Genomic DNA, 20,784 nt, shown 5'->3' on the forward strand with positions numbered 1-20,784 from the left:
CAGGGCCAAAACAGCCCCTACAATCCTTCCATCGCCAGCCATTGCAGGTCGGCGTTCCCTCTCAGGAGAGTTTCAATGTCCGTTGAGCATGCGCACGTAGCACGCGCCGATTTTGATCAGGTAATGGTTCCCAACTATGCCCCGGCTGGTTTTATTCCGGTGCGCGGCGCGGGTTCGCGAGTATGGGATCAGAGCGGTCGTGAGCTGCTCGACTTTGCTGGCGGCATTGCGGTCAACGTGCTGGGCCATTGTCATCCGGCCCTGGTGGCGGCGCTGACCGAGCAAGCCAACAGCATGTGGCACATCTCCAACGTCTTCACCAACGAGCCGGCTCTGCGTTTGGCGCACAAGCTGGTCGACGCCACCTTTGCCGACCGGGTGTTCTTCTGTAACTCCGGCGCCGAAGCCAACGAGGCCGCCTTCAAGCTGGCCCGTCGCGTGGCTTTCGATAAGTTCGGCGAGGAAAAGTGCGAAATCATCGCCGCCACCAACAGCTTCCACGGTCGCACCCTGTTTACCGTCAGCGTCGGTGGTCAGCCGAAGTATTCCGATGGCTTCGGGCCGAAGATCCAGGGCATCACCCATGTGCCGTACAACGATCTGGCCGCGCTGAAAGCCGCCATCTCCGACAAGACCTGCGCGGTGGTGCTGGAGCCGATCCAGGGCGAGGGCGGTGTGTTGCCGGCCGAACAAGCCTACCTGGAAGGCGCCCGCGCCCTGTGCGACGCGCACAACGCGCTGCTGGTGTTTGACGAAGTCCAGACCGGCATGGGCCGCAGCGGCGAGCTGTTCGCATACATGCACTACGGCGTGACCCCGGACATCCTCTCCAGCGCCAAGAGCCTGGGCGGTGGTTTCCCGATTGGCGCCATGCTCACCACCAACGAGCTGGCCAAGCACTTGGCCGTCGGCACCCACGGCACCACTTACGGCGGCAACCCGCTGGCCTGTGCGGTTGGCGAAGCGGTGATTGATATCGTCAATACCCCAGAAGTGCTGGCGGGCGTGAAGGCCAAGTCGGCGCGCTTCAAGGCCAAGCTGGAACAGATCGGCCAGCAATACGGCGTATTCAGCGAAGTGCGCGGCCTTGGTCTGCTGCTCGGCTGCGTGCTCAGCGATGCCTGGAAAGGCAAGGCTAAGGCCGTGTTGGACGCCGCCGCCGCCGAAGGTCTGCTGGTGTTGCAGGCCAGCCCGGACGTGGTGCGTTTCGCCCCGAGCCTGGTGGTGGAAGACAGCGACATTGATGAAGGTCTGGCCCGTTTCGAACGTGCCGTGGCCAAGCTGACCCAGGCGTAAGCCAGGCAGTGCTGGGCCGTTCAGGATGAATGGCCGCTACACCTCTCACGGATGAGCGATCTCTGTGTGCCGCGCCCTTGGGGCGCGGTTTTCTCCGGGGCTGGCGCTGCCAGGTTCCGGGGCTTTTATTCGAAAGGAGTGACCCCATGCTGGTGATGCGTCCTGCGCAAATCGCAGACTTGTCCGAGGTGCAGCGCCTGGCTGCGGACAGCCCGGTGGGTGTCACGTCCTTGCCCAACGATGCCGAGCGCCTGCGCGAGAAAATCGCCGGCTCCGAGGCCTCGTTTGCCGCCGAAGTCAGCTTCAACGGCGAAGAGAGCTATTTCTTCGTCCTCGAAGACACCGACACCGGGCGCCTGGTCGGCTGCTCCGGGATTGTCGCCTCGGCGGGCTACTCCGATCCGTTCTACAGCTTTCGCAACGAAACCTTCGTGCATGCCTCGCGCTCGCTGTCGATCCACAACAAGATCCACGCCTTGTCGCTGTGCCATGACCTGACCGGCAACAGCCTGCTGACCAGCTTCTATGTCGAGGCCGATCTGGTGCCGTCGGTGTGGGCCGAGCTGAACTCGCGCGGCCGCCTGTTGTTCGTCGCCAACCACCCGGAGCGCTTCGCCGATGCGGTAGTGGTGGAGATCGTCGGCTACAGCGACGAGCACGGCGACTCGCCGTTCTGGGATGCGGTCGGGCGTAACTTCTTCGACATGAGCTACACCGAGGCCGAGCTGCTCAGCGGGCTGAAAAGCCGCACCTTCCTTGCCGAGCTGATGCCCCATTACCCGATCTATGTGCCGCTGCTACCGGATGCCGCGCAGGAGGCCATGGGCCAGGTCCATCCACGGGCGCAGATCACCTTCGACATCCTGATGCGCGAAGGCTTCGAGACCGACCACTACATCGATATTTTCGACGGCGGCCCGACCCTGCATGCGCGCACCTCGGGCATCCGCTCGATCGCCCAGAGTCGCGTGGTGCCGGTACGCCTGGCCGCTCCAGGGGCTGAACCGCAAAAAGGCGGGCGCACCTACCTGGTGGCCAACGGCCAATTGCAGGATTACCGCGCGATTGTCGCCGAACTGGATTGGGTGCCCGGCAAGCCGGTGGTCCTGAGTGTTGCAGCCGCCGAGGCCTTGGGCGTCGGTGAAGGTGCCAGCGTGCGCCTGGTCGCGGTTTAAAGGGGATAGCTATGATCGTTCGTCCTGTACGCAGCGCCGATTTGCCGGCCCTGATGGAATTGGCCCTGAGCACCGGCGCCGGCCTGACCACCTTGCCGGCCAACGAGGCGCGCCTGGCGCACCGCGTCGGCTGGGCAGAAAAGGCTTTCTCCGGCGAAGCCGGGCGCGCCGATGCCGATTACCTGTTTGTGATGGAAGATGACGACGGCAAGGTGGTGGGTATCTCCGCCATCGCCGGCGCAGTGGGCAAGCGCGAGCCTTGGTACAACTACCGGGTCGGGCTTACCGTCAGTGCCTCCCAGGAACTGGATATCCATCGCGAGATTCCGACCCTATTTCTGGCCAACGACCTGACTGGCAACTCCGAGCTGTGCTCGTTGTTTCTCCAGGCCGGGCAGCGCAGTGGCGTTAACGGCCGCCTGCTGTCGAAGGCACGCTTTCTGTTTATCGCCGAGTTCGCCGAGCTGTTTGGCGACAAGGTGATCGCCGAAATGCGCGGCATGTCTGACGCCAATGGCCGCTCGCCGTTTTGGGAGAGCCTCGGCCGGCATTTCTTCAAGATGGAATTCAGCCAGGCCGACTACCTCACCGGCGTCGGCAACAAGGCCTTTATCGCCGAGTTGATGCCCAAGTTTCCGTTGTACAGCTGCTTTCTCTCGCAAGAGGCGCGCGCCACTATCGGTCGCGTGCACCCGGACACTGAGCCGGCGCTGGCCATGCTCAAGGGCGAGGGTTTCAGCTATCAGGGCTATGTCGACATCTTCGACGCCGGCCCGGCCATCGAGTGCGAGACCCGCAAGATTCGGGCGGTGCAGGACAGTCAGGTGCTTATCTTGGCCGTCGGCACGGTGGCGGACGATGCCGCGACCTACCTGATTCATAACCGTAAGCTGGCGGACTGCCGGATTACCGCGGCCCCGGCGCGAATCGCCTCCGGCACCCTGGTGGTCGATGCCCTGACCGCCAAGCGTCTGCAGATGCGCGCCGGTGACCAAGTGCGCGCCGTCCCGATTTCGGCCCGTGCCGCCGCCACCCAGGAGCGCAACTGATGAGCACCCATTGCATCGCCGGTGTCTGGCAAGACGGCCATGGCGGCAGTTTTGAATCGCTCAATCCGGTCACCCAGGCGGTGATCTGGCAAGGCCGTGCCGCCACTCCAGCCCAGGTCGAAGCGGCTGTGCAGGCGGCCCGCGCCGCGTTCCCAGCCTGGGCACAGCGCTCGCTGGACGAGCGTATTGCGGTATTGGAAGCCTTCGCTAACGGCCTGAAGGCCCGTGCTGATGAGCTGGCCCACTGCATCGGCGAGGAAACCGGCAAGCCGCTGTGGGAATCGGCCACTGAAGTGACCAGCATGGTCAACAAAGTCGCCATCTCGATCCAGAGCTACCGCGAGCGCACCGGTGAGAAGAGCGGTCCGCTGGCTGACGCCACCGCCGTGCTGCGCCACAAGCCCCATGGCGTGGTCGCCGTGTTTGGCCCCTACAACTTCCCGGGTCACCTGCCTAACGGCCACATTGTCCCGGCGCTGCTGGCGGGTAACACGGTGCTGTTCAAGCCCAGTGAGCTGACGCCGAAAGTCGCCGAACTGACGGTTAAGTGCTGGCTTGAAGCCGGCTTGCCGGCCGGCGTGCTCAACCTGTTGCAGGGCGCGCGGGAAACCGGCGTGGCCTTGGCTGCCAATCCGGGCATCGACGGGCTGTTCTTCACCGGCTCCAGCCGCACCGGCAATGCCTTGCACCAGCAGTTTGCCGGTCGTCCGGACAAGATCCTGGCCCTGGAAATGGGCGGCAACAACCCGCTGGTGGTGGAGCCTGTCGCTGATCTGGAAGCGGCGGTGTACTGCATCATTCAGTCGGCCTTTATCAGTGCTGGCCAGCGCTGCACTTGCGCCCGCCGTTTGCTGGTGCCCGAAGGCGAGTGGGGCGATGCCCTGCTGGCGCGCTTAGTGGCCGTGTCGTCGACGCTTAAAGTCGGTGCTTTTGATGAGCAGCCCGCGCCTTTTATGGGCTCGGTGATTTCCCTCGGTGCTGCCGAGCAACTGCTCAAGGCCCAGCAGCAGCTGATCGTCAATGGCGCTAAGGTGCTGTTGGCCATGACCCAGCCGCTGGCAACTGCCGCCTTGCTCACCCCTGGGATTATCGATGTCACGGCTGTCTCTGAGCGCCCGGACGAAGAGTTCTTCGGCCCGTTGCTGCAGGTGATCCGTTACGACGGTTTCGCGGCCGCCATCGCTGAAGCCAACAACACCCAGTACGGCCTGGCAGCGGGCTTGCTGTCGGATTCTGCCGAGCGTTACCAAGCGTTCTGGCTGCAAAGCCGCGCCGGTATCGTTAACTGGAACAAACAACTGACTGGCGCTGCCAGCAGCGCGCCGTTTGGCGGTGTGGGCGCCTCGGGCAACCATCGCGCCAGTGCCTATTACGCCGCCGATTACTGCGCCTATCCAGTGGCCTCGCTGGAATGTGCCAGCCTTAGCCTGCCTGCAACCCTGACCCCAGGAGTGAGCCTGTGAGCAATGCGTTTGAGATGAACTTCGATGGCCTGGTCGGGCCCACCCATAACTACGGTGGCCTGTCCTACGGCAACGTCGCGTCGCAGAGCAATAGCCAGCAAGGCTCCAACCCCAAGGAAGCGGCCAAACAAGGCCTGGCGAAGATGAAGGCGCTGATGGATATGGGCTTTCAGCAGGGCGTGTTGGCCCCGCAGGAGCGCCCGGATGTGGCCGCTTTGCGTAGCCTGGGCTTCGCCGGTACGGATGCGCAGGTAATGGCTAAGGCGGCGAAAGAGGCCATGCCACTGCTGGCGGCGTGCAGCTCGGCATCGAGCATGTGGACGGCCAACAGCTGCACTGTCAGCCCTAGTGCCGACACGGCCGATGGTCGGGTGCACTTCACCGCCGCCAACCTCAACTGTAAGTTCCACCGCTCCATCGAGCACCCGACCACCAGCCGTGTGCTGGCTGCGATGTTCAACAATGCCGAGCACTTCGCCCACCACGCGGCCTTGCCTGCGGTTGGCCAGTTCGGTGACGAAGGCGCGGCCAACCACACGCGCTTCTGCAAGGGCTATGGCGATGCGGGCGTGGAGTTCTTTGTCTTTGGCCGCAGCGCTTTCGACAGCCGCTTCCCAGCGCCGCAGCGCTATCCGGCGCGGCAGACCCTGGAGGCAAGTCAGGCCGTCGCCCGCCTGCACGGCCTGAGCGAGGCCGGTGTGGTGTACGCCCAGCAGAATCCGGCGGTGATCGATCAGGGCGTGTTTCACAATGACGTGATCGCCGTGGGCAATGGCGAGGTGATGTTCCATCACCAGGACGCCTTCTTGCACACCGAGCAGGTGCTCGCCGAACTGCAGGAAAAACTCGCTGCCCGAGGTGGTCAGTTCCAGTCTGTGTGCGTGCCGCGTGAGCAGGTAACGGTGGAGGATGCGGTCAAGTCCTACCTGTTCAACAGCCAACTGCTCACGCGTATCGACGGCAGCATGCTGCTGATCGTGCCGGAAGAGTGCCGCAACAACGGTCGCGTCTGGAGCTATCTGCAGCAGCTGACCACCTCCGGCAGCGCCATCGGCGAAGTGCAGGTGTTCGACCTCAAGCAGAGCATGCAGAACGGCGGTGGCCCGGCGTGCCTGCGCTTGCGCGTGGCGCTCAAGCAGGCCGAGTTGGCGGCGGTCAATCCGGGTGTGGTGATGAGCAACGCGCTGTACGCCACGCTGAATACCTGGGTCGACAAACACTACCGTGACCGCCTGGTGGAAACCGACCTGGCCGACCCGCAATTGCTGATCGAATGCCGAACGGCATTGGATGAATTGACTCAGATCCTTAAACTGGGCTCGGTTTATCCTTTTCAATTGAATTGAGTCGTTACGGTTGCGCCTGTCGGGCTGGCCGAACGACTGATCTGGAGCTGTTATGAGTGATGCCCTGCAACTGATTCTTGAAGACACCGACGGCACCCAGCTGGAAACCTCCTGCACGCGCTTTGCAGTGATCTGGCAAGGCAAGGAAGTATGGATCCAGCAGGCCGGCGGCCAGCTGATGATCGGGGTGGACGTGGAAGAGGGCGACACCGAGTACGCCAACCTGCTGCTGCGTCCGCTGGCCACCAACCTGGTCAGCCTGGAACTGGAAATGGAGCCGGTGGAACAGGGTGACGATGACCACGTTCACGGCCCCGACTGCAGTCACGATCACTGAGTCGCTGCGTCAAGGAGTGCATATGCTTGCTCTGGGAAAACTGCTTGAACTGACTCTGGCGGGGCGTGAGCCCACCGAGAAGATTCAACTGACTCCTGCGGGCGTGCGTTTGCACTGGCTGGCCGAAGGTGCGCTGGAAATAACCCCGGCGCCGGGCACGGACAACGGCCGTGACCTGCTGCTCTCGGCGGCCATTCATGGCAATGAAACCGCGCCCATCGAGCTGCTCGATCGTCTGTTGCAGGCGATTGCCAGCAGCCAGTTGCAACCACGGGCGCGTCTGCTCTTGCTGCTCGGCAACCCACCGGCGATGCGCCGCGGCGAGCGCTATGTGGAGCAGGACATCAATCGTCTGTTCAACGGTCGGCATGCCGATGCCAGTGGTCCCGAAGCCCTGCGCGCGTGCGAGTTGGAGCGTTTGGCGGCGAACTTTTTCAGCCTGCCTGGGCGTCAACGCCTGCATTACGACATGCATACGGCCATTCGTGGCTCGAAAATCGAACAATTTGCCCTTTACCCCTATTGCCCTGGGCGCACCCATTCGCCCGTGGAGCTGGCGCGCCTGCAGGCCGCTGGGATTGCTGCGGTGCTGCTGCAGAGTAAGGTCGGCATCACCTTCAGTTCTTATACCTATGCCTGCTTGGAGGCTGAGGCCTTCACCCTGGAATTGGGCAAGGCGCGGCCGTTTGGGCAGAACCAGCAGGTCAACCTTGAGCAACTGCAGGGGCTGCTGGAAAGCCTGATCGAAGGCCGTGACAGCCTGCCCGATGGCCAGGCGCTGGATGGCTTGCAGCTGTTTCAGGTGGCGCGCGAGGTGATCAAGCACAGCGACAGTTTCACCCTGCACTTGCCGAGCGATGTGGAAAACTTCAGTGAGTTGCCGCTTGGCTATCTGTTGGCCGAGGACATCGCCGACACCCGTTGGGTGGTCGACGAGCCAGGTGCGCGGATTATCTTCCCCAATCCCAAGGTCAAAAACGGCCTGCGCGCCGGACTTCTGGTGGTTCCTGTCGCTGCGGAGTGATCCGCAGCGGTCTGATTGACGGTTTCACTGCCAACCACGGCGCCGGCCCTATATAATGCGGCCCTTTGTCCTTTGCCGGCGATGTGTGGCCGCAGTTTCCGTGGAAGAACCTATGAAAAGCGCAGAAATCCGTGAAGCCTTCCTCCGCTTCTTCGAAGAGCAGGGCCACACCCGTGTGGCCTCCAGTTCGCTGATCCCGGCGAACGACCCGACCCTGCTGTTTACCAACGCCGGGATGAACCAGTTCAAGGACTGCTTCCTGGGCCTGGAAAAGCGCGCCTACACCCGCGCCGTATCGAGCCAGAAGTGCGTGCGTGCCGGTGGCAAGCACAACGACTTGGAAAACGTCGGCTACACCGCGCGGCACCACACCTTCTTCGAGATGCTGGGTAACTTCAGCTTTGGTGATTATTTCAAGCGCGATGCCATCACCTACGCCTGGACCTTTCTGACCTCGGAAAAATGGCTGAACCTGCCCAAGGACAAGCTCTGGGTCACCGTCTACGCCAGCGATGACGAGGCTTACGACATCTGGACTCAGGAAGTCGGCATTCCCCATGAGCGCATGGTGCGGATTGGCGACAACAAAGGCGCGCCCTACGCGTCGGACAACTTCTGGGCCATGGGCGATACCGGCCCATGCGGCCCGTGCACCGAAATTTTCTTCGATCACGGTGACCACATCTGGGGCGGCCCGCCTGGCTCGCCAGAAGAAGACGGCGACCGCTACATCGAGATCTGGAACAACGTGTTCATGCAGTTCAACCGCACGGCTGACGGTGTAATGCACCCGCTGCCGGCGCCAAGCGTGGACACCGGCATGGGCCTGGAACGCATCAGTGCGGTGCTGCAACACGTCAACTCGAACTACGAGATTGACCTGTTTCAGAGCCTGCTAAACGCCGCCGCCAAGGCCATCGGCTGTGCCAATGAGGCCCAGGCTTCGCTGAAAGTGGTGGCCGACCATATCCGTTCTTGTGGCTTCCTGATTGCTGACGGCGTGGTGCCATCCAATGAAGGTCGCGGCTATGTACTGCGCCGCATCATCCGTCGTGCCTGCCGTCACGGTAACAAGCTGGGCGCCAAGGGCAGCTTCTTCTACCAGATCGTTGCCGCGTTGGTGGCCGAGATGGGCGAGGCCTTCCCGGAACTCAAGCAGCAACAGGCGCAGATTGAGCGCGTGCTGAAGAACGAAGAAGAGCAGTTCGCCAAAACCCTGGAACAGGGCCTGCGCATTCTCGAGCAGGATCTGGCTGAGCTGAAAGGCACCGTCATTCCGGGCGAAGTGGTGTTCAAGCTGTACGACACCTTCGGTTTTCCGATGGACCTTACTGGTGACATCGCCCGTGAGCGTGAACTGACGCTCGACGAAGCTGGCTTTGAGCGCGAAATGGAAGCTCAGCGCGTGCGTGCGCGTTCGGCCAGCTCGTTCGGCATGGACTACAACAGCCTGGTTAAGGTTGACGTGGATACGCGCTTTACCGGTTATTCCGCCACTCAGGACAGCGGCAAGGTGGTGGCGTTGCTCAAGGCCGGTGCTGCGGTTGAGCAGCTGCAGGCGGGCGAGGAGGGTGTTGTGGTCCTCGACCAGACGCCGTTCTACGCCGAGTCCGGTGGCCAGGTGGGTGACTGCGGTTACCTGAGCCTCGACGGTCTGCGCTTTGACGTGCGCGACACCACCAAAGCCGGTGCAGCCTTCCTGCATCACGGCGTGTTGGTCAGCGGTAGCTTGCAGGTGGGCACCAGCCTGAATGCGGTGGTCGATGCCGATGTGCGTCAGGCCACCGCGCGCAACCACTCGGCTACTCACTTGCTGCACGCGGCCTTGCGCCAGGTGCTGGGTGAGCACGTGCAGCAGAAGGGTTCGCTGGTCGACAGTCAGCGCCTGCGTTTCGACTTCAGCCACTTCGAGGCAATCAAGCCCGAGCAGCTGAAGGCGCTGGAAGACATCGTTAACCGTGAAATCCGCCTGAACAGTGCGGTGGAAACCGAAGAAACCGATATCGAAACCGCCAAGGCCAAAGGCGCCATGGCGCTGTTCGGCGAAAAATATGGCGACAACGTGCGGGTGCTGAGCATGGGCGGCGGTTTCTCCGTCGAGCTGTGTGGCGGTATTCACGCGGCCCGTACAGGCGACATCGCGCTGTTCAAGATCACCAGCGAAGGTGGTGTGGCAGCCGGTGTGCGGCGTATTGAAGCGGTCACCGGCGCGCCGGCACTGGCGTGGCTGAATGCGGCCGAAGAGCAGCTGAAAGAGGCTGCCGCGCTGGTCAAAGGCAATCGCGACAACGTCCTGGATAAGCTCAGTGCCTTGTTGGAGCGCAATCGCCTGCTGGAAAAAGAGCTTGAGCAACTGAAGGCCAAGGCCGCCAGTGCTGCCGGCGATGACATGTCCGCCGCTGCCGTTGAGGTCAAGGGCGTCAAGGTCCTGGCTGCGCGGCTCGATGGCCTGGACGGCAAGGCGCTGTTGGCGCTGGTCGATCAATTGAAGAACAAGCTCGGCAGTGCGGTGATCCTGCTCGGCGGCGTGCAGGACGACAAAGTCGTGCTGGTCGCGGGCGTGACCCAGGACCTGACGGCCAAGCTCAAGGCTGGCGAGCTGATGAAGCAGGCTGCAGCAGCAGTTGGCGGCAAAGGCGGTGGTCGCCCAGACATGGCGCAGGGCGGCGGCACCGATGCGGCGGCCCTGGATGGGGCGCTGGAGTTGGCGCGCGCATTCGTCGAGCAAGGTTTGTAAGTTTACCGGTCAATTGCCCGCCAGCCCGGCGGGCCTTGGCAGTGTGCCGAGTTGAATGTTTAATGGGCGCCCTTCACGGGCTGAGGCAGCGTTGAAATGGCTTTGATCGTACAGAAATTTGGGGGCACCTCCGTCGGCACCGTCGAGCGAATCGAGCAGGTAGCCGAGAAAGTGAAGAAGTTCCGCGAAGCCGGTGATGACCTGGTGATCGTGCTGTCGGCCATGAGTGGTGAAACCAATCGCCTGATTGATTTGGCCAAGCAGATTACCGACCAGCCGGTGCCGCGCGAGCTGGATGTGATTGTTTCCACTGGCGAGCAGGTGACCATTGCACTGCTGGCCATGGCGCTGATCAAGCGCGGTGTGCCGGCGGTGTCATACACCGGCAATCAGGTGCGTATTCTCACCGACAGCGCTCACAACAAAGCGCGCATCCTGCAGATCGACGATGAGCGCATTCGTGCCGACCTCAAGGAAGGTCGCGTGGTTGTGGTGGCAGGCTTCCAGGGTGTGGACGAGCAGGGCAACATCACCACCCTGGGTCGCGGCGGTTCGGATACCACCGGCGTAGCGCTGGCTGCCGCCCTAAAGGCTGATGAGTGCCAGATCTATACCGATGTGGACGGTGTTTACACCACTGACCCGCGTGTCGTGCCCCAGGCGCGCCGCTTGGAGAAGATCACCTTCGAAGAGATGCTGGAAATGGCCAGCCTCGGTTCCAAGGTGTTGCAGATCCGCTCGGTGGAGTTCGCCGGCAAGTACAATGTCCCGCTGCGCGTTTTGCACAGCTTCCAGGAGGGTCCGGGCACCCTCATTACCCTTGATGAAGAGGAATCCATGGAACAGCCGATCATTTCTGGCATCGCTTTCAATCGCGACGAAGCCAAGCTGACAATCCGTGGCGTGCCGGATACTCCGGGCGTGGCCTTCAAGATTCTCGGCCCGGTCAGCGCGGCAAATATCGAAGTGGACATGATCGTGCAGAACGTTGCGCACGATAAGACCACCGACTTCACCTTCACCGTGCATCGCAATGACTATCAGAATGCGCTGCAGGTGCTGGAACAGACCGCCAGCGAGATCGGCGCTCGTGAAGTCAGCGGCGACATCAAAATCGCCAAGGTGTCGATTGTCGGCGTGGGCATGCGTTCCCATGCGGGCGTCGCCAGTCGCATGTTTGAAGCGCTGGCCAAGGAAAGCATCAATATCCAGATGATCTCGACCTCGGAAATCAAGGTTTCCGTGGTCATCGAAGAGAAATATCTGGAGCTGGCGGTGCGCGCGCTGCACACTGCCTTCGAGCTGGACGCCGCGCCCCGACAGGGCGAGTAAGGCGTAGACCCGAAAGGCGCGGCTAACCCCGCGCCTTTCGTCATTTTGGCGGGTGTGGCAGGTATTTATTTCTGTCTACACTGGTCAATACTTGGGTGAAAGTCTGGATGGGCAAGGTGCTCGCGAAGGCTCTAGCCGTTTCATTTGCAGACTGTTGTCCCGAACTGAAATCCGTAAGGAGAAAGGAATGTTGATTCTGACTCGCCGGGTCGGAGAGACCCTGATGGTGGGTGATGAAGTCACCGTCACTGTGTTAGGCGTTAAAGGTAATCAGGTGCGCATCGGCGTTAATGCTCCGAAGGAAGTCGCCGTGCACCGCGAAGAAATCTACCAGCGCATCCAGAAAGAGAAAGGCGAAGAACCAAGCCACTAATTTTTATCGAAATTTTGGCTTTGCAAACGGGGAAAACATGGTTATCATGCGCCCCGTGTTGCGGAGAGGTGGCCGAGTGGCCGAAGGCGCTCCCCTGCTAAGGGAGTACACCTCATAAGGGTGTCGGGGGTTCGAATCCCCCCTTCTCCGCCATATTTGTGTTCTAGGGTGGCATTGGTGAAAGTCAGTAAGTTGTTGAAATTAAACTGATTTTTACTTGAAAATTAATTTTCAATCCCTATAATGCGCACGCTTGTTGCACTCATAGCTCAGCTGGATAGAGTACTCGGCTACGAACCGAGCGGTCGGAGGTTCGAATCCTCCTGAGTGCACCATATTGAAGGCAGTTGGCAGTAATGCAAGCTGTTGATCAAGCCAGCGGTGATCTGGTTAAAAGCACCTAATGCACTCATAGCTCAGCTGGATAGAGTACTCGGCTACGAACCGAGCGGTCGGAGGTTCGAATCCTCCTGAGTGCACCAAACAAGAAGGGCCTGCAGCGATGCAGGCCCTTTTTCTTTGTCTAGCGTTTAGTGCGCACGCAGCCGCTCTCGTCAAAGCTGACCTGGCGACTGTTACCTTTCTCGTCGCGGTATTGATAGCGCGTCTGGCCGTTCTGGCTGCTGATTTTGTCTGGTTTGCCTAGGGCGCTCTCGACATCCCTTTGGGTCATGCCTGCGCGGATGCGCTGGCCGATGATTGCGCTGCGCCGTTCGCTGCTGCTGAGCTGATTGCCGCAGCCGTCCTGGTGCTCACCAACCACCACCAATGCGCTCTGCGTCTTGCTTTTGCGCTTTGAGCGTTTTTGTTTGCTGGGCTTGGCGAGCGGAATGGCTTTGCCGCTGCCGGGTGTGGGGTTGTTGGCCTGTTGCAACTGTGGCTGCTGTTCGCCGGGGCAGCCTTGCAGGGTGAAGGTCACGTGTCCGTTTGGATCTTCGCAGCGGTGTACGGTAGCGGCGAGGGCGGTGGTGCAGGGCTGGAGTAGCAGTGTGCAAAGCGTGGATCGAAGCAGTATGTTCATGGGGCGTCCTCCTTGACGTTATTGCCAGCTTAGACGCTCTGTTGGTGCGTGCCAGGGCGTGCCTTGGTAGGTGTTGCTGGCGTCCAAATAGCAATCTTGCGGCGTGGTTGGGCTTCTGGCGTATGTGCTTGTTCTCGCCGTGATTTGTCACATGCAGGGCGCTAGAGCGGTGTTATGATTGCCCGGTCAGCCCCGTCGGGGCTTGTGGATTGCCACCATGGACTTACCCAGTAGTTACTCAGAACCTCGATTGCACAATCGCGTATTGACTGATTGAACCCTCTTTGGCGCGCCTCGCCGCTGGGGGTGGAGTGCGCTATGACTGAAGTAGAAGTAAAAAAGCCGCAAGAAAGCCTGCAGGATCGCCTAACCCAAGTGGTTGAGTTGCTGCATCGCCACCGGCTGATCGAAGACCTGACGCATCGTCAGGAAGGTCAGCACCATGACCGGGTCGAGAGCCTGGTGCATCGGCAAAACCTCGCCGAACTCCAGCGCAAGCTAGACGACCTGCACTCTGCTGACGTCGCGCATATCCTTGAAGCTTTGCCGCTGCGTGACCGACTGGCTGTCTGGCAGCTAGTCAAGGTTGAGCGCGATGGCGACATCCTTCTTGAAGTTTCCGATGCGGTGCGCGAAACCCTGATCGCCGATATGGATGATCACGAGTTGCTGGCGGCAGCCAAGGAAATGGATGCTGACGAGTTGGCCGATCTGGCGCCCGAGCTGCCTCGCGATGTTGTCCATGAGCTGATGGAAACCCTGGATGGCCAGCAGCGCGACCGTGTGCGCTCGGCGCTGTCCTATGAAGAGGATCAGGTTGGCGCCCTGATGGACTTCGAGATGGTGACCATTCGTGAGGATGTCAGTCTTGAAGTGGTGTTGCGTTACCTGCGGCGCTTGAAGGAGCTGCCAGGGCATACGGACAAGTTGTTTGTGGTCGATTACGACGGTGTGCTCAAGGGCGTGCTGCCGATCAAGCGGTTGCTGGTCAATGATCCGGACAAGCGTGTTGTTGATGTGATGGCCAGTGATCCGGTGAGTTTTACGCCGGATGAAGATGGCTACGATGCGGCGCAGGCTTTTGAGCGTTACGACCTTATTTCCGCGCCGGTAGTGGATAAGGCGGGCAAGTTGATCGGTCGTCTGACCATCGATGAAATGGTCGATCTGATTCGTGAAGAAAGTGAAAGCGAAGTCCTGAGCATGGCCGGTCTGCGCGAAGAGGAGGATATCTTCGCGTCGGTGTGGAAGTCCCTGCGCAACCGTTGGGCCTGGTTGGCGCTCAATCTGATCACCGCATTTGTGGCTTCGCGGGTCATCGGTTTGTTTGAGGGCTCCATTGAGAAGCTTGTTGCCTTGGCGGCGCTGATGCCGATTGTGGCGGGCATTGGCGGTAACTCGGGCAACCAGACCATCACCATGATTGTGCGTGCGATGGCGCTTGAGCAGCTGAGTGCTGGTAATACCTCGCGCCTGGTGCGCAAGGAGTTGGCGGTGGGCCTGGTGAACGGTTTGGTTTGGGGTGGCGTTATTGGTGTGGTTGCCTATCTACTTTATGGCAGCTGGTCGCTTGGGGTGGTTATGACAGCGGCGATGACCCTCAATCTGCTTCTGGCGGCATTGATGGGGGTGCTGATCCCGATGACGCTATACAAACTTGATCGTGACCCTGCGATGGGCGCCAGTGTCATGATCACCGCGGTTACAGACAGTGGTGGGTTCTTTATCTTTCTGGGCTTGGCGACACTCTTCCTGCTCTAGATATACTGCTTTTTTGATTTATACCTGCAAAAGCAAAGGCCCCGACATGTCGGGGCCTTTGCTTTTATCTTGCGGCTTAAGTCGGTGTAATCGCAGTGTCTTAAGTCGATAGTCGCGCTTGAGCGATTAGATATCGTCGTTAGCGAGTTCGGTGTCGTGGGCGATTAGGGCTACCAGGGCGTTTTGCTGGCGCCTGGATAATTGCCGGAAGCGTTGCAACAGCTCGCGTTCGGGAAGGGAGAGCTCGGGGCTGTCCATGTGCATAATCGGGCTGCTATCAAGCGTGCCCTCCTGAAACAGGCTCTGCTCAAGGCGAGAGATGATTTCAGAGTTCATGCTGCGATGATGATTGCGCGCCACATCAGCAATGCGTTCACGCATTCCATCGGGTAAGCGAACCACGAATTTGTCAGCCGTGCGGCTGGAATAGAGAGCCTGTTTCATAGGGCGCATACAATAAACCTGTTGATTCAGGAAAGCGATGCTGGCAAAGCGCTACATGCCGTCCAACGTTTGGACCGTGACAGCTGTTGATCGTTCGATACGCATGTGTGACGTCATTTTGGCGTCGGTATGATGGCATGTTGCTGTGTGCTGGCATTTCTAGCCAGCGTCGTTTGTGTGAAATGCGATCTGTTGAGCAAAAGAATTTGCGACTGAGGCTGGGCCAGGATGCCCTCCGGCGATTTTAAGTGCGCTCCGCACTGCTGGGATGGCATGACAAATGTACGGATGGTCGCTAACATGCGAGCCCGCCATTCAACGGTGGCGGTCCTCTGCGTAGTAAAAGTCTCAGTAGCTCAATTGGATAGAGCATCCCCCTCCTAAGGGGAAGGTTGGTGGTTCGACCCCACTCTGGGACACCATAAAAGCAAAACGCTAAAGCATTAGCGTCGATTCAGTTGCTTGCTTAGCCTTCAATCTCTCCTGTTTTTTTCGTGTCACTTCCATTTCTGTTCATCGATGGCTTCGAAATGTGTTCGTCGAAGCTTATGCAGATAATAAATGTGCGCCCGATTATTCCTGGCCATGAATATGGTTGTACCGGACAAGGAACTCGCCTCTATGGTTTCCCCAGACAAACAGCAAAAGCGCGCCCTGCGGGCCAAAACAAAAGCCAAGCAGAACCGCTCGTTCAAGCCCAAGGCCGCTTTCATTCACCCTGTGTTGGCCAATCCCCTGGTCAACGAGCCGTTCGATGATGTCGACATCGACCTGAGCACCTTCGACTTCAAAGACATCGAAGAAAACGGTTTCGATCCGGCGCATTTCGATGACTTGTTCCAGGCGATGAAAGCCGGTGAAGGCATCAGCTTGCTGGCAATGTGCCTGGTGTTCCTGCAATACCCGGTGTTGGAGTTAGTGGTCGCTGAGGAAGCGGAAGACGCGGCGACCGACTTTATGATGGGGCTGCTGATCATCTATCGCGGAATCTTCCACGATGAAGACGAAGGCAGGGCAGTTGCGTGGATTGGTGGCGAGGCCTTCCAGAAGGCCTACAACGAAGCATCGATGATCCTGCAAAAAAAGAACGCTCGCACCGCCTCAAGCTCCAGCGCTTGAAAGAGCAAGAGGTAGGTCCCGATTTCGGAAATGGCGATTTGCCTTAGTGGGTATTAGTCAGGGTGCTTGGATAGCCATCATCCGACGGCTGCAGCGGCTGTTGCAGAGTGTATAAAACTCAGGTTAATTCCGGTTCGACTCGTGCACACCGCTCACCCAGATCCTTGGTCAAACTTGCTGATTGAGAGGATCTGGTTTCTTACGCCATAGCCATGCGTTGATCGCAAATCTTGAGTCCATGAACTCCTCTGAAGGTGATGAAACTCTCTCAACTGAGTGGGGTGCCCAAGAAGGAAAAACGACTAATGAGTTGTGCGTGGGCTCAATGTCAACGAAATCGGCGATCGTGTCGGCTTTGCCTAACGAATACAAACGAAGTGCGCCACCAGAAAATATCTTTGGCATTTTGTGCAGATAGCAGACCGCACTAAGCAGGCGCTGCCGTTCAAAGTTCGCTCCGGTGAAGGTGTCGATGTGTCGGGAGTAGAACGCACCATCGCCATGGGCCACCAGTTCCAGTTCTATGCCGTCAGGCTCGAATGCGCTGACGCCAAGTGTTTCAATGAAGCATGCAGTCTGCGGCAGAATTTTTTCCTTCAACTTTTGCTGGAGCTTCTTACTTAGGTAAATCTTTCGGGAAACCCTGACCGTTGGATCGTATCCAGCGTGAGTGGTGGCTGGCTGAAAGTCGTCCTTGTGTGTTTCAGCGTACTCGAGTAGCTCCCAAGCCAGATCGTTGGGTAGAAAATCGCTGAAGACCCTATAGGGCGGATGTAGTTGTTTACGCTGAACCATCAGTATTTCCTTGATCCATGTGCAGCTTCGAGTGCATGCCTCGGCGGCTGAGACTTTTGGTATGCGACACGATAGTATTTGGCGAGAGTTCATTCGCAATGTCGATGCGCTCAAGCTTTCGCTGTATTCGACGTGCGTAATTCTGGACTGCATTGTTTCTGGGTGTCGATGGCTTAATAGTCGCAGCCCAAGAGGTTCGTTGGTGCGGTGTGAATATTCAGCTGTGATCTTGGAATTCTCTCCCAACAAGCAGTTCCGCGATTAGCCTGTCTCTGATCCGTTAGGCCACGATGACGGTCTTATTGCTAAAGATATAGTACGGATATAGTTATGAATGAAATGCTCAGACTGGCCGGTCCTGACTGTCAGCTCGATAGCTCAAGCACTTTTGGTGTTGACCTGCCTTGGCCGGTTCCGGCATTTAGCTGTGCAGGAGAACATGTGCCCCTGCTTGACCCGGATTTCCGCTTTGTCCCCGATGTTTGTCGAGCCATTCTTCTGGGTTTTGCCCACGGTCGTAGGGTCTATCTCCATGGTCCTCATGGTAGTGGTAAGTCCTCACACATTGAGCAAGTAGCGGCGCGGCTTAATTGGCCGTGTATGCGCATCAATCTTGATGGGCATGTCAGTCGCGGCGATCTTATTGGGCGCGATATGGTGCTGTTGCGCGATGGTAAGCAAGTGACCGAGTTTGTCCCCGGTCTGTTGGTCTGGGCGCTAGAGCGACCGATAGCGCTGGTACTCGATGAGTATGATGCAGGGCGACCTGAGGTGATGTTTGTCATCCAGCGTTTGCTTGAAGCGGATGGTCGGTTGACGCTGCTTGATCAGAATCGTGTGATCACTCCACATCCAGCATTTCGCCTGTTTGCCACTGCCAATACCGCCGGTATCGGCGATGCGTCCGGTATTTATGCGGGTACTCAGGTGCTGAACCAAGCACAGCTGGATCGATGGAATGTCGTTGCTGAGCTTGGTTATCTACCTATGGAGCAGGAGGGTGCGATTCTGCATGCGCGCATCCCACAACTCGATGCAGAGCAGCTTCGTGGCATGCTTAATCTTGCCGATCTTTGTCGCCGGGCTCATGCGCAGGGCGATTTGATCTCGTTGTTGTCACTGCGTACGTTGCTCACTTGGGGCGAAAACCACCGACTGCTCAATGACATGAGGGAATCCTTCCGTCTGGCATTCTTTAACCGCTGCGACGATGCCGAGCGCTCCTTAGTCGCTGAGATTTATCAGCGTTGTTTCTCTGTGGAGCTGGTTCGGGATGGACTCGACTAGTTCGGCTGTGATGAGCGCCTGGCAGCGAACCTATGCACTTGCGTCAGGTACAGAACCTTCAAGCTCCGATAGCTCCACGGGTGATCGTGCGGTGGCCGACGCTCAAGCTGCATGGTTGCGCTGGCATCAGCCGATGATCGCTGATCAGTTTGCCTTAGGGGAGCGTCCTTGGTACTTGCTGTTTGAGCGAGCCCGCGTAGAAACGCTAGCCGGTTTGCATCTGCCAGGCATGCTGTTGAATTTATCTGAGCTTGAGAAACTAGCTCCAGGGCCGGCCTTGCCAGGTTTTTTGTATCGGTGTGCGCGGCGGCTATTGGTTGGTGAGGTGCTCACCGATATCGATATCTGTTTGCAAACTCCTGTGCCTCCCTTGCCGAGGCTGTCCCGTTGGTTTCGTAGGTGGCGCGCCCCTTTGCCTGTTCACCAGTTAGAAATGTTTTTTTTGCCATCGTTGCAGAGCTGTCGTCCTTACTTGCATGACGCAAGATTATTCGCCGAAACGTTGCATCCCCTGATTCGGCTCTTGTCGATGATATCGCCTGATAGTGCCGATTTCGCTGGTCGGGGCACTGATCAGGCAATCTTGGGCGGACCGCTGTATGAGAAGCCAGCTGACAAGGCGGTGACTGAGCTGAGAGGGGGGGCGTGCACTGAGTCGGAAGTCGGCGTGATGCCTCCGTATCACGTTTTTTCCCGCGAGTGGGATGAGTGCTTGGAGGCGCGCCAGCTAGCAGCTCGCAGTGGTCGTGCTGCGCCAGAGCAAATCGACCCCCAGCCGTGTGCAGAAGTTCGCCGCATGGCAGGTCGTTTGCGAAGGCGATTGCTGGCGACCCAGTTGCGGCATTGGAGTGATGAACAAGAACTAGGGATGCTTGAGCGCAGGCGTCTGGCCGCACTGGTCGCTGTTGGTAGTCGTCTGGTGTTTCGCCAGGAGCGTGAAAGCCTAGTCCCTCAAGCCTGCGTCACCTTGTTGCTCGATCAGTCCGGCTCAATGCGCGGCTTGCCCATGATGTTGACTCTGCAGGCCGTCGACTTGGCTGTGCAGGCTCTAGAGGCCTGCGGTATTCGCACTGAGGTCTTGGGCTTTGGTACGCGCTTCGGTGCTGATAATCCATTGCACCAGAGGTGGCGGGCGGCGGGATGTCCGCCAGGCCCTGGGCGGCTCAATGCGTTGCGCCATAGTGTGTACAAACCTGCCAGATTGCCTTGGCGACGTTGCCGTCATTTGCTTATGTCTCAACCTGATACTGATGGCGAAAATATCGATGGCGAGGCGCTAGAGTGGGCGGCGTCGAGACTCTTACGGCAACCGGAGCCGCGCAAGGTTCTGGTGGTGTTCTCTGATGGCAACCCCTACGATGAAGTTACGGTCAGCGCGAATGGCCGAAGTTATCTTGAAAATCACCTGCACGATACTGTCGCTCGAATTGAGGCTGGCACCGTTCATTTGGCGGCTATCGGTGTTGGGCAAGGTGTCACGCGTTACTACCGTAATGCTCTTGTACTGCAGCACGCTGAACAAGTCGGTGAGGTGCTTTTTGAGCATCTTGGGGGCTTGTTGACGCGACCTGGCTTACCCTGAAATGAGAGCATCATGACTGCAATCGCAGGCATCATTCGCCTAGACCGTTCTCCTGTAGATCGTGCAGCCCTGGACCGCATGCAGGCTGTGCTTGCCCCTTACGGACCAGATGCACAGCATCAATGGCGAAATGAAGGGGCAGGGCTGCTGCGTACACTCTTGCGTATTACGCCCGAGGACAGCCTGGACAGGCAGCCGCTGCTGGGGGCTGATCGCTCATGCGTTTTGGTGTTTGATGGCCGCTTGGACAATCGCCGAGAGTTAGCCGAGAAACTCGGCCTTTCCGCAAATGAAAGCGATGTTCTGGCCGATAGTGAGTTGGTCATGATGGCTTGCATGCGCTGGGACACGAATGCAGTGGAGCACTTGTGTGGTGCTTATGCGATGGCCTGTTGGCAGCCATTGCGACAGCGCTTATGGATGGCCCGTGACCCTACGGGGCAGCGGCCGCTGTTTTGGCATCGACAAGCCAGGTTTTTTGCCTTTGCCAGCCTGCCGAAAGCCTTATTCTGCGTTCCGCATGTGTTGCCGCTGACCGAAAACTGACCCAGTAGAGGCTGTTCTGCCGACTGAAAACTGACCCAGGTGTTCAACTGCTTCTGCTCAATTTTTGAGCAGGAGAACACAGGGTGATCAGTATGGA

General features: G+C 59.0%; 18 protein-coding genes and 4 tRNA genes. 19 read left to right on the forward strand and 3 right to left on the reverse strand.

What is annotated here, in order from left to right:
* Positions 1-75 precede the first annotated feature (75 nt).
* The 13 genes from AC56DI_RS08735 (at position 76) to AC56DI_RS08795 (ending at position 12,614) form a co-directional block, all read left to right on the forward strand.
* Entirely contained in the window at positions 76-1,296 is a 1,221-nt protein-coding gene (locus AC56DI_RS08735) for an aspartate aminotransferase family protein (protein WP_496345795.1), read from the forward strand.
* A gap of 146 nt (positions 1,297-1,442) precedes the next feature.
* Positions 1,443-2,471, forward strand: a complete 1,029-nt coding sequence (aruF, locus tag AC56DI_RS08740; RefSeq protein ID WP_496345796.1) for an arginine/ornithine succinyltransferase subunit alpha — start codon at positions 1,443-1,445, stop codon at positions 2,469-2,471.
* Positions 2,472-2,482: 11 nt separating this feature from the next.
* Entirely contained in the window at positions 2,483-3,520 is a 1,038-nt protein-coding gene (gene astA, locus AC56DI_RS08745; RefSeq protein ID WP_496345797.1) for an arginine N-succinyltransferase, read from the forward strand.
* The gene (gene astD / locus AC56DI_RS08750; RefSeq protein WP_496345836.1) at positions 3,517-4,983 is read left to right on the forward strand and encodes a succinylglutamate-semialdehyde dehydrogenase; all 1,467 of its coding nucleotides are present in this window, start codon (positions 3,517-3,519) and stop codon (positions 4,981-4,983) included. Before astA ends, astD begins: the two co-directional genes overlap by 4 nt.
* A gap of 14 nt (positions 4,984-4,997) precedes the next feature.
* The gene (gene astB, locus AC56DI_RS08755; RefSeq protein WP_496345837.1) at positions 4,998-6,329 is read left to right on the forward strand and encodes an N-succinylarginine dihydrolase; all 1,332 of its coding nucleotides are present in this window, start codon (positions 4,998-5,000) and stop codon (positions 6,327-6,329) included.
* 52 nt (positions 6,330-6,381) lie between these two features.
* Positions 6,382-6,666 (forward strand): topoisomerase II, encoded by a 285-nt coding sequence (locus tag AC56DI_RS08760; protein ID WP_496345798.1) that lies wholly within the window; start codon positions 6,382-6,384, stop codon positions 6,664-6,666.
* A gap of 22 nt (positions 6,667-6,688) precedes the next feature.
* Entirely contained in the window at positions 6,689-7,690 is a 1,002-nt protein-coding gene (gene astE, locus AC56DI_RS08765) for a succinylglutamate desuccinylase (RefSeq protein WP_496345799.1), read from the forward strand.
* 112 nt (positions 7,691-7,802) lie between these two features.
* Positions 7,803-10,427 (forward strand): alanine--tRNA ligase, encoded by a 2,625-nt coding sequence (gene alaS / locus AC56DI_RS08770; protein ID WP_496345800.1) that lies wholly within the window; start codon positions 7,803-7,805, stop codon positions 10,425-10,427.
* Between the two features lie 96 nt (positions 10,428-10,523).
* Positions 10,524-11,759 carry an aspartate kinase gene (locus tag AC56DI_RS08775; protein WP_324519030.1) on the forward strand — a complete coding sequence of 412 codons (1,236 nt, stop codon included), beginning with the start codon at positions 10,524-10,526 and terminating at the stop codon, positions 11,757-11,759.
* Positions 11,760-11,946: 187 nt separating this feature from the next.
* A complete protein-coding gene (gene csrA / locus AC56DI_RS08780; protein ID WP_025165378.1) occupies positions 11,947-12,132 on the forward strand; it encodes a carbon storage regulator CsrA in 186 nt (61 codons plus the stop codon).
* 62 nt (positions 12,133-12,194) lie between these two features.
* Positions 12,195-12,285 (forward strand) — tRNA-Ser (locus AC56DI_RS08785).
* 105 nt (positions 12,286-12,390) lie between these two features.
* Positions 12,391-12,467: transfer RNA gene (locus AC56DI_RS08790), tRNA-Arg, on the forward strand.
* 70 nt (positions 12,468-12,537) lie between these two features.
* A tRNA-Arg gene (locus AC56DI_RS08795) sits at positions 12,538-12,614 on the forward strand.
* A gap of 41 nt (positions 12,615-12,655) precedes the next feature.
* Here the strand turns inward: AC56DI_RS08795 and AC56DI_RS08800 are convergent.
* Positions 12,656-13,153, reverse strand: coding sequence for a DUF4124 domain-containing protein (locus AC56DI_RS08800; RefSeq protein WP_496345801.1), 498 nt, complete (start codon positions 13,151-13,153; stop codon positions 12,656-12,658).
* A gap of 318 nt (positions 13,154-13,471) precedes the next feature.
* On the opposite strand from AC56DI_RS08800, the gene mgtE reads away from it, so the two are divergent.
* On the forward strand, positions 13,472-14,914 hold the full coding sequence (mgtE, locus tag AC56DI_RS08805; protein WP_496345802.1) for a magnesium transporter: 1,443 nt from the start codon (positions 13,472-13,474) through the stop codon (positions 14,912-14,914).
* Positions 14,915-15,040: 126 nt separating this feature from the next.
* Here mgtE and AC56DI_RS08810 read toward each other — a convergent pair whose 3' ends face one another.
* Complete coding sequence (locus AC56DI_RS08810) at positions 15,041-15,367, reverse strand: Arc family DNA-binding protein (RefSeq protein WP_496345803.1); 327 nt, start codon at positions 15,365-15,367, stop codon at positions 15,041-15,043.
* Between the two features lie 336 nt (positions 15,368-15,703).
* Between AC56DI_RS08810 and AC56DI_RS08815 the strand changes: the two genes are divergently transcribed.
* Positions 15,704-15,780: transfer RNA gene (locus AC56DI_RS08815), tRNA-Arg, on the forward strand.
* 199 nt (positions 15,781-15,979) lie between these two features.
* Positions 15,980-16,477: a hypothetical protein gene (locus tag AC56DI_RS08820; protein ID WP_496345838.1), complete on the forward strand. Its 498-nt coding sequence runs from the start codon at positions 15,980-15,982 to the stop codon at positions 16,475-16,477.
* Positions 16,478-16,645: 168 nt separating this feature from the next.
* On the opposite strand, the gene AC56DI_RS08825 is transcribed toward AC56DI_RS08820, so the two are convergent.
* Positions 16,646-17,272, reverse strand: coding sequence for a 2OG-Fe(II) oxygenase (locus AC56DI_RS08825; protein ID WP_496345804.1), 627 nt, complete (start codon positions 17,270-17,272; stop codon positions 16,646-16,648).
* A 330-nt stretch (positions 17,273-17,602) separates the two neighbouring features.
* Here AC56DI_RS08825 and AC56DI_RS08830 point away from each other — a divergent pair, with 330 nt between their 5' ends.
* Genes AC56DI_RS08830 through AC56DI_RS08840 form a run of 3 tightly spaced genes read left to right on the forward strand, consistent with a single transcriptional unit; the run spans position 17,603 to position 20,687 of the window.
* Positions 17,603-18,559, forward strand: a complete 957-nt coding sequence (locus tag AC56DI_RS08830; protein ID WP_496345805.1) for an AAA family ATPase — start codon at positions 17,603-17,605, stop codon at positions 18,557-18,559.
* Between the two features lie 10 nt (positions 18,560-18,569).
* Positions 18,570-20,141, forward strand: coding sequence for a cobaltochelatase CobT-related protein (locus AC56DI_RS08835; protein ID WP_496345806.1), 1,572 nt, complete (start codon positions 18,570-18,572; stop codon positions 20,139-20,141).
* A 12-nt stretch (positions 20,142-20,153) separates the two neighbouring features.
* Entirely contained in the window at positions 20,154-20,687 is a 534-nt protein-coding gene (locus AC56DI_RS08840; RefSeq protein ID WP_496345807.1) for a hypothetical protein, read from the forward strand.
* The last annotated feature ends 97 nt before the right edge of the window (positions 20,688-20,784 follow it).

This window comes from Pseudomonas sp. BGA-UO-ETr-WB11 (assembly GCF_059567785.1).

Coding starts and splice junctions, on each gene's coding strand:
- AC56DI_RS08735 (WP_496345795.1), top strand. CDS start 76: ATGTCCGTTGAGCATGCGCACGTAGCACGCGCCGATTTTGATCAGGTA.
- aruF (WP_496345796.1), top strand. CDS start 1,443: ATGCTGGTGATGCGTCCTGCGCAAATCGCAGACTTGTCCGAGGTGCAG.
- astA (WP_496345797.1), top strand. CDS start 2,483: ATGATCGTTCGTCCTGTACGCAGCGCCGATTTGCCGGCCCTGATGGAA.
- astB (WP_496345837.1), top strand. CDS start 4,998: ATGAACTTCGATGGCCTGGTCGGGCCCACCCATAACTACGGTGGCCTG.
- AC56DI_RS08760 (WP_496345798.1), top strand. CDS start 6,382: ATGAGTGATGCCCTGCAACTGATTCTTGAAGACACCGACGGCACCCAG.
- astE (WP_496345799.1), top strand. CDS start 6,689: ATGCTTGCTCTGGGAAAACTGCTTGAACTGACTCTGGCGGGGCGTGAG.
- alaS (WP_496345800.1), top strand. CDS start 7,803: ATGAAAAGCGCAGAAATCCGTGAAGCCTTCCTCCGCTTCTTCGAAGAG.
- AC56DI_RS08775 (WP_324519030.1), top strand. CDS start 10,524: ATGGCTTTGATCGTACAGAAATTTGGGGGCACCTCCGTCGGCACCGTC.
- csrA (WP_025165378.1), top strand. CDS start 11,947: ATGTTGATTCTGACTCGCCGGGTCGGAGAGACCCTGATGGTGGGTGAT.
- AC56DI_RS08800 (WP_496345801.1), bottom strand. CDS start 13,153: ATGAACATACTGCTTCGATCCACGCTTTGCACACTGCTACTCCAGCCC.
- mgtE (WP_496345802.1), top strand. CDS start 13,472: ATGACTGAAGTAGAAGTAAAAAAGCCGCAAGAAAGCCTGCAGGATCGC.
- AC56DI_RS08810 (WP_496345803.1), bottom strand. CDS start 15,367: ATGCGCCCTATGAAACAGGCTCTCTATTCCAGCCGCACGGCTGACAAA.
- AC56DI_RS08820 (WP_496345838.1), top strand. CDS start 15,980: ATGGTTTCCCCAGACAAACAGCAAAAGCGCGCCCTGCGGGCCAAAACA.
- AC56DI_RS08825 (WP_496345804.1), bottom strand. CDS start 17,272: ATGGTTCAGCGTAAACAACTACATCCGCCCTATAGGGTCTTCAGCGAT.
- AC56DI_RS08830 (WP_496345805.1), top strand. CDS start 17,603: ATGAATGAAATGCTCAGACTGGCCGGTCCTGACTGTCAGCTCGATAGC.
- AC56DI_RS08835 (WP_496345806.1), top strand. CDS start 18,570: ATGAGCGCCTGGCAGCGAACCTATGCACTTGCGTCAGGTACAGAACCT.
- AC56DI_RS08840 (WP_496345807.1), top strand. CDS start 20,154: ATGACTGCAATCGCAGGCATCATTCGCCTAGACCGTTCTCCTGTAGAT.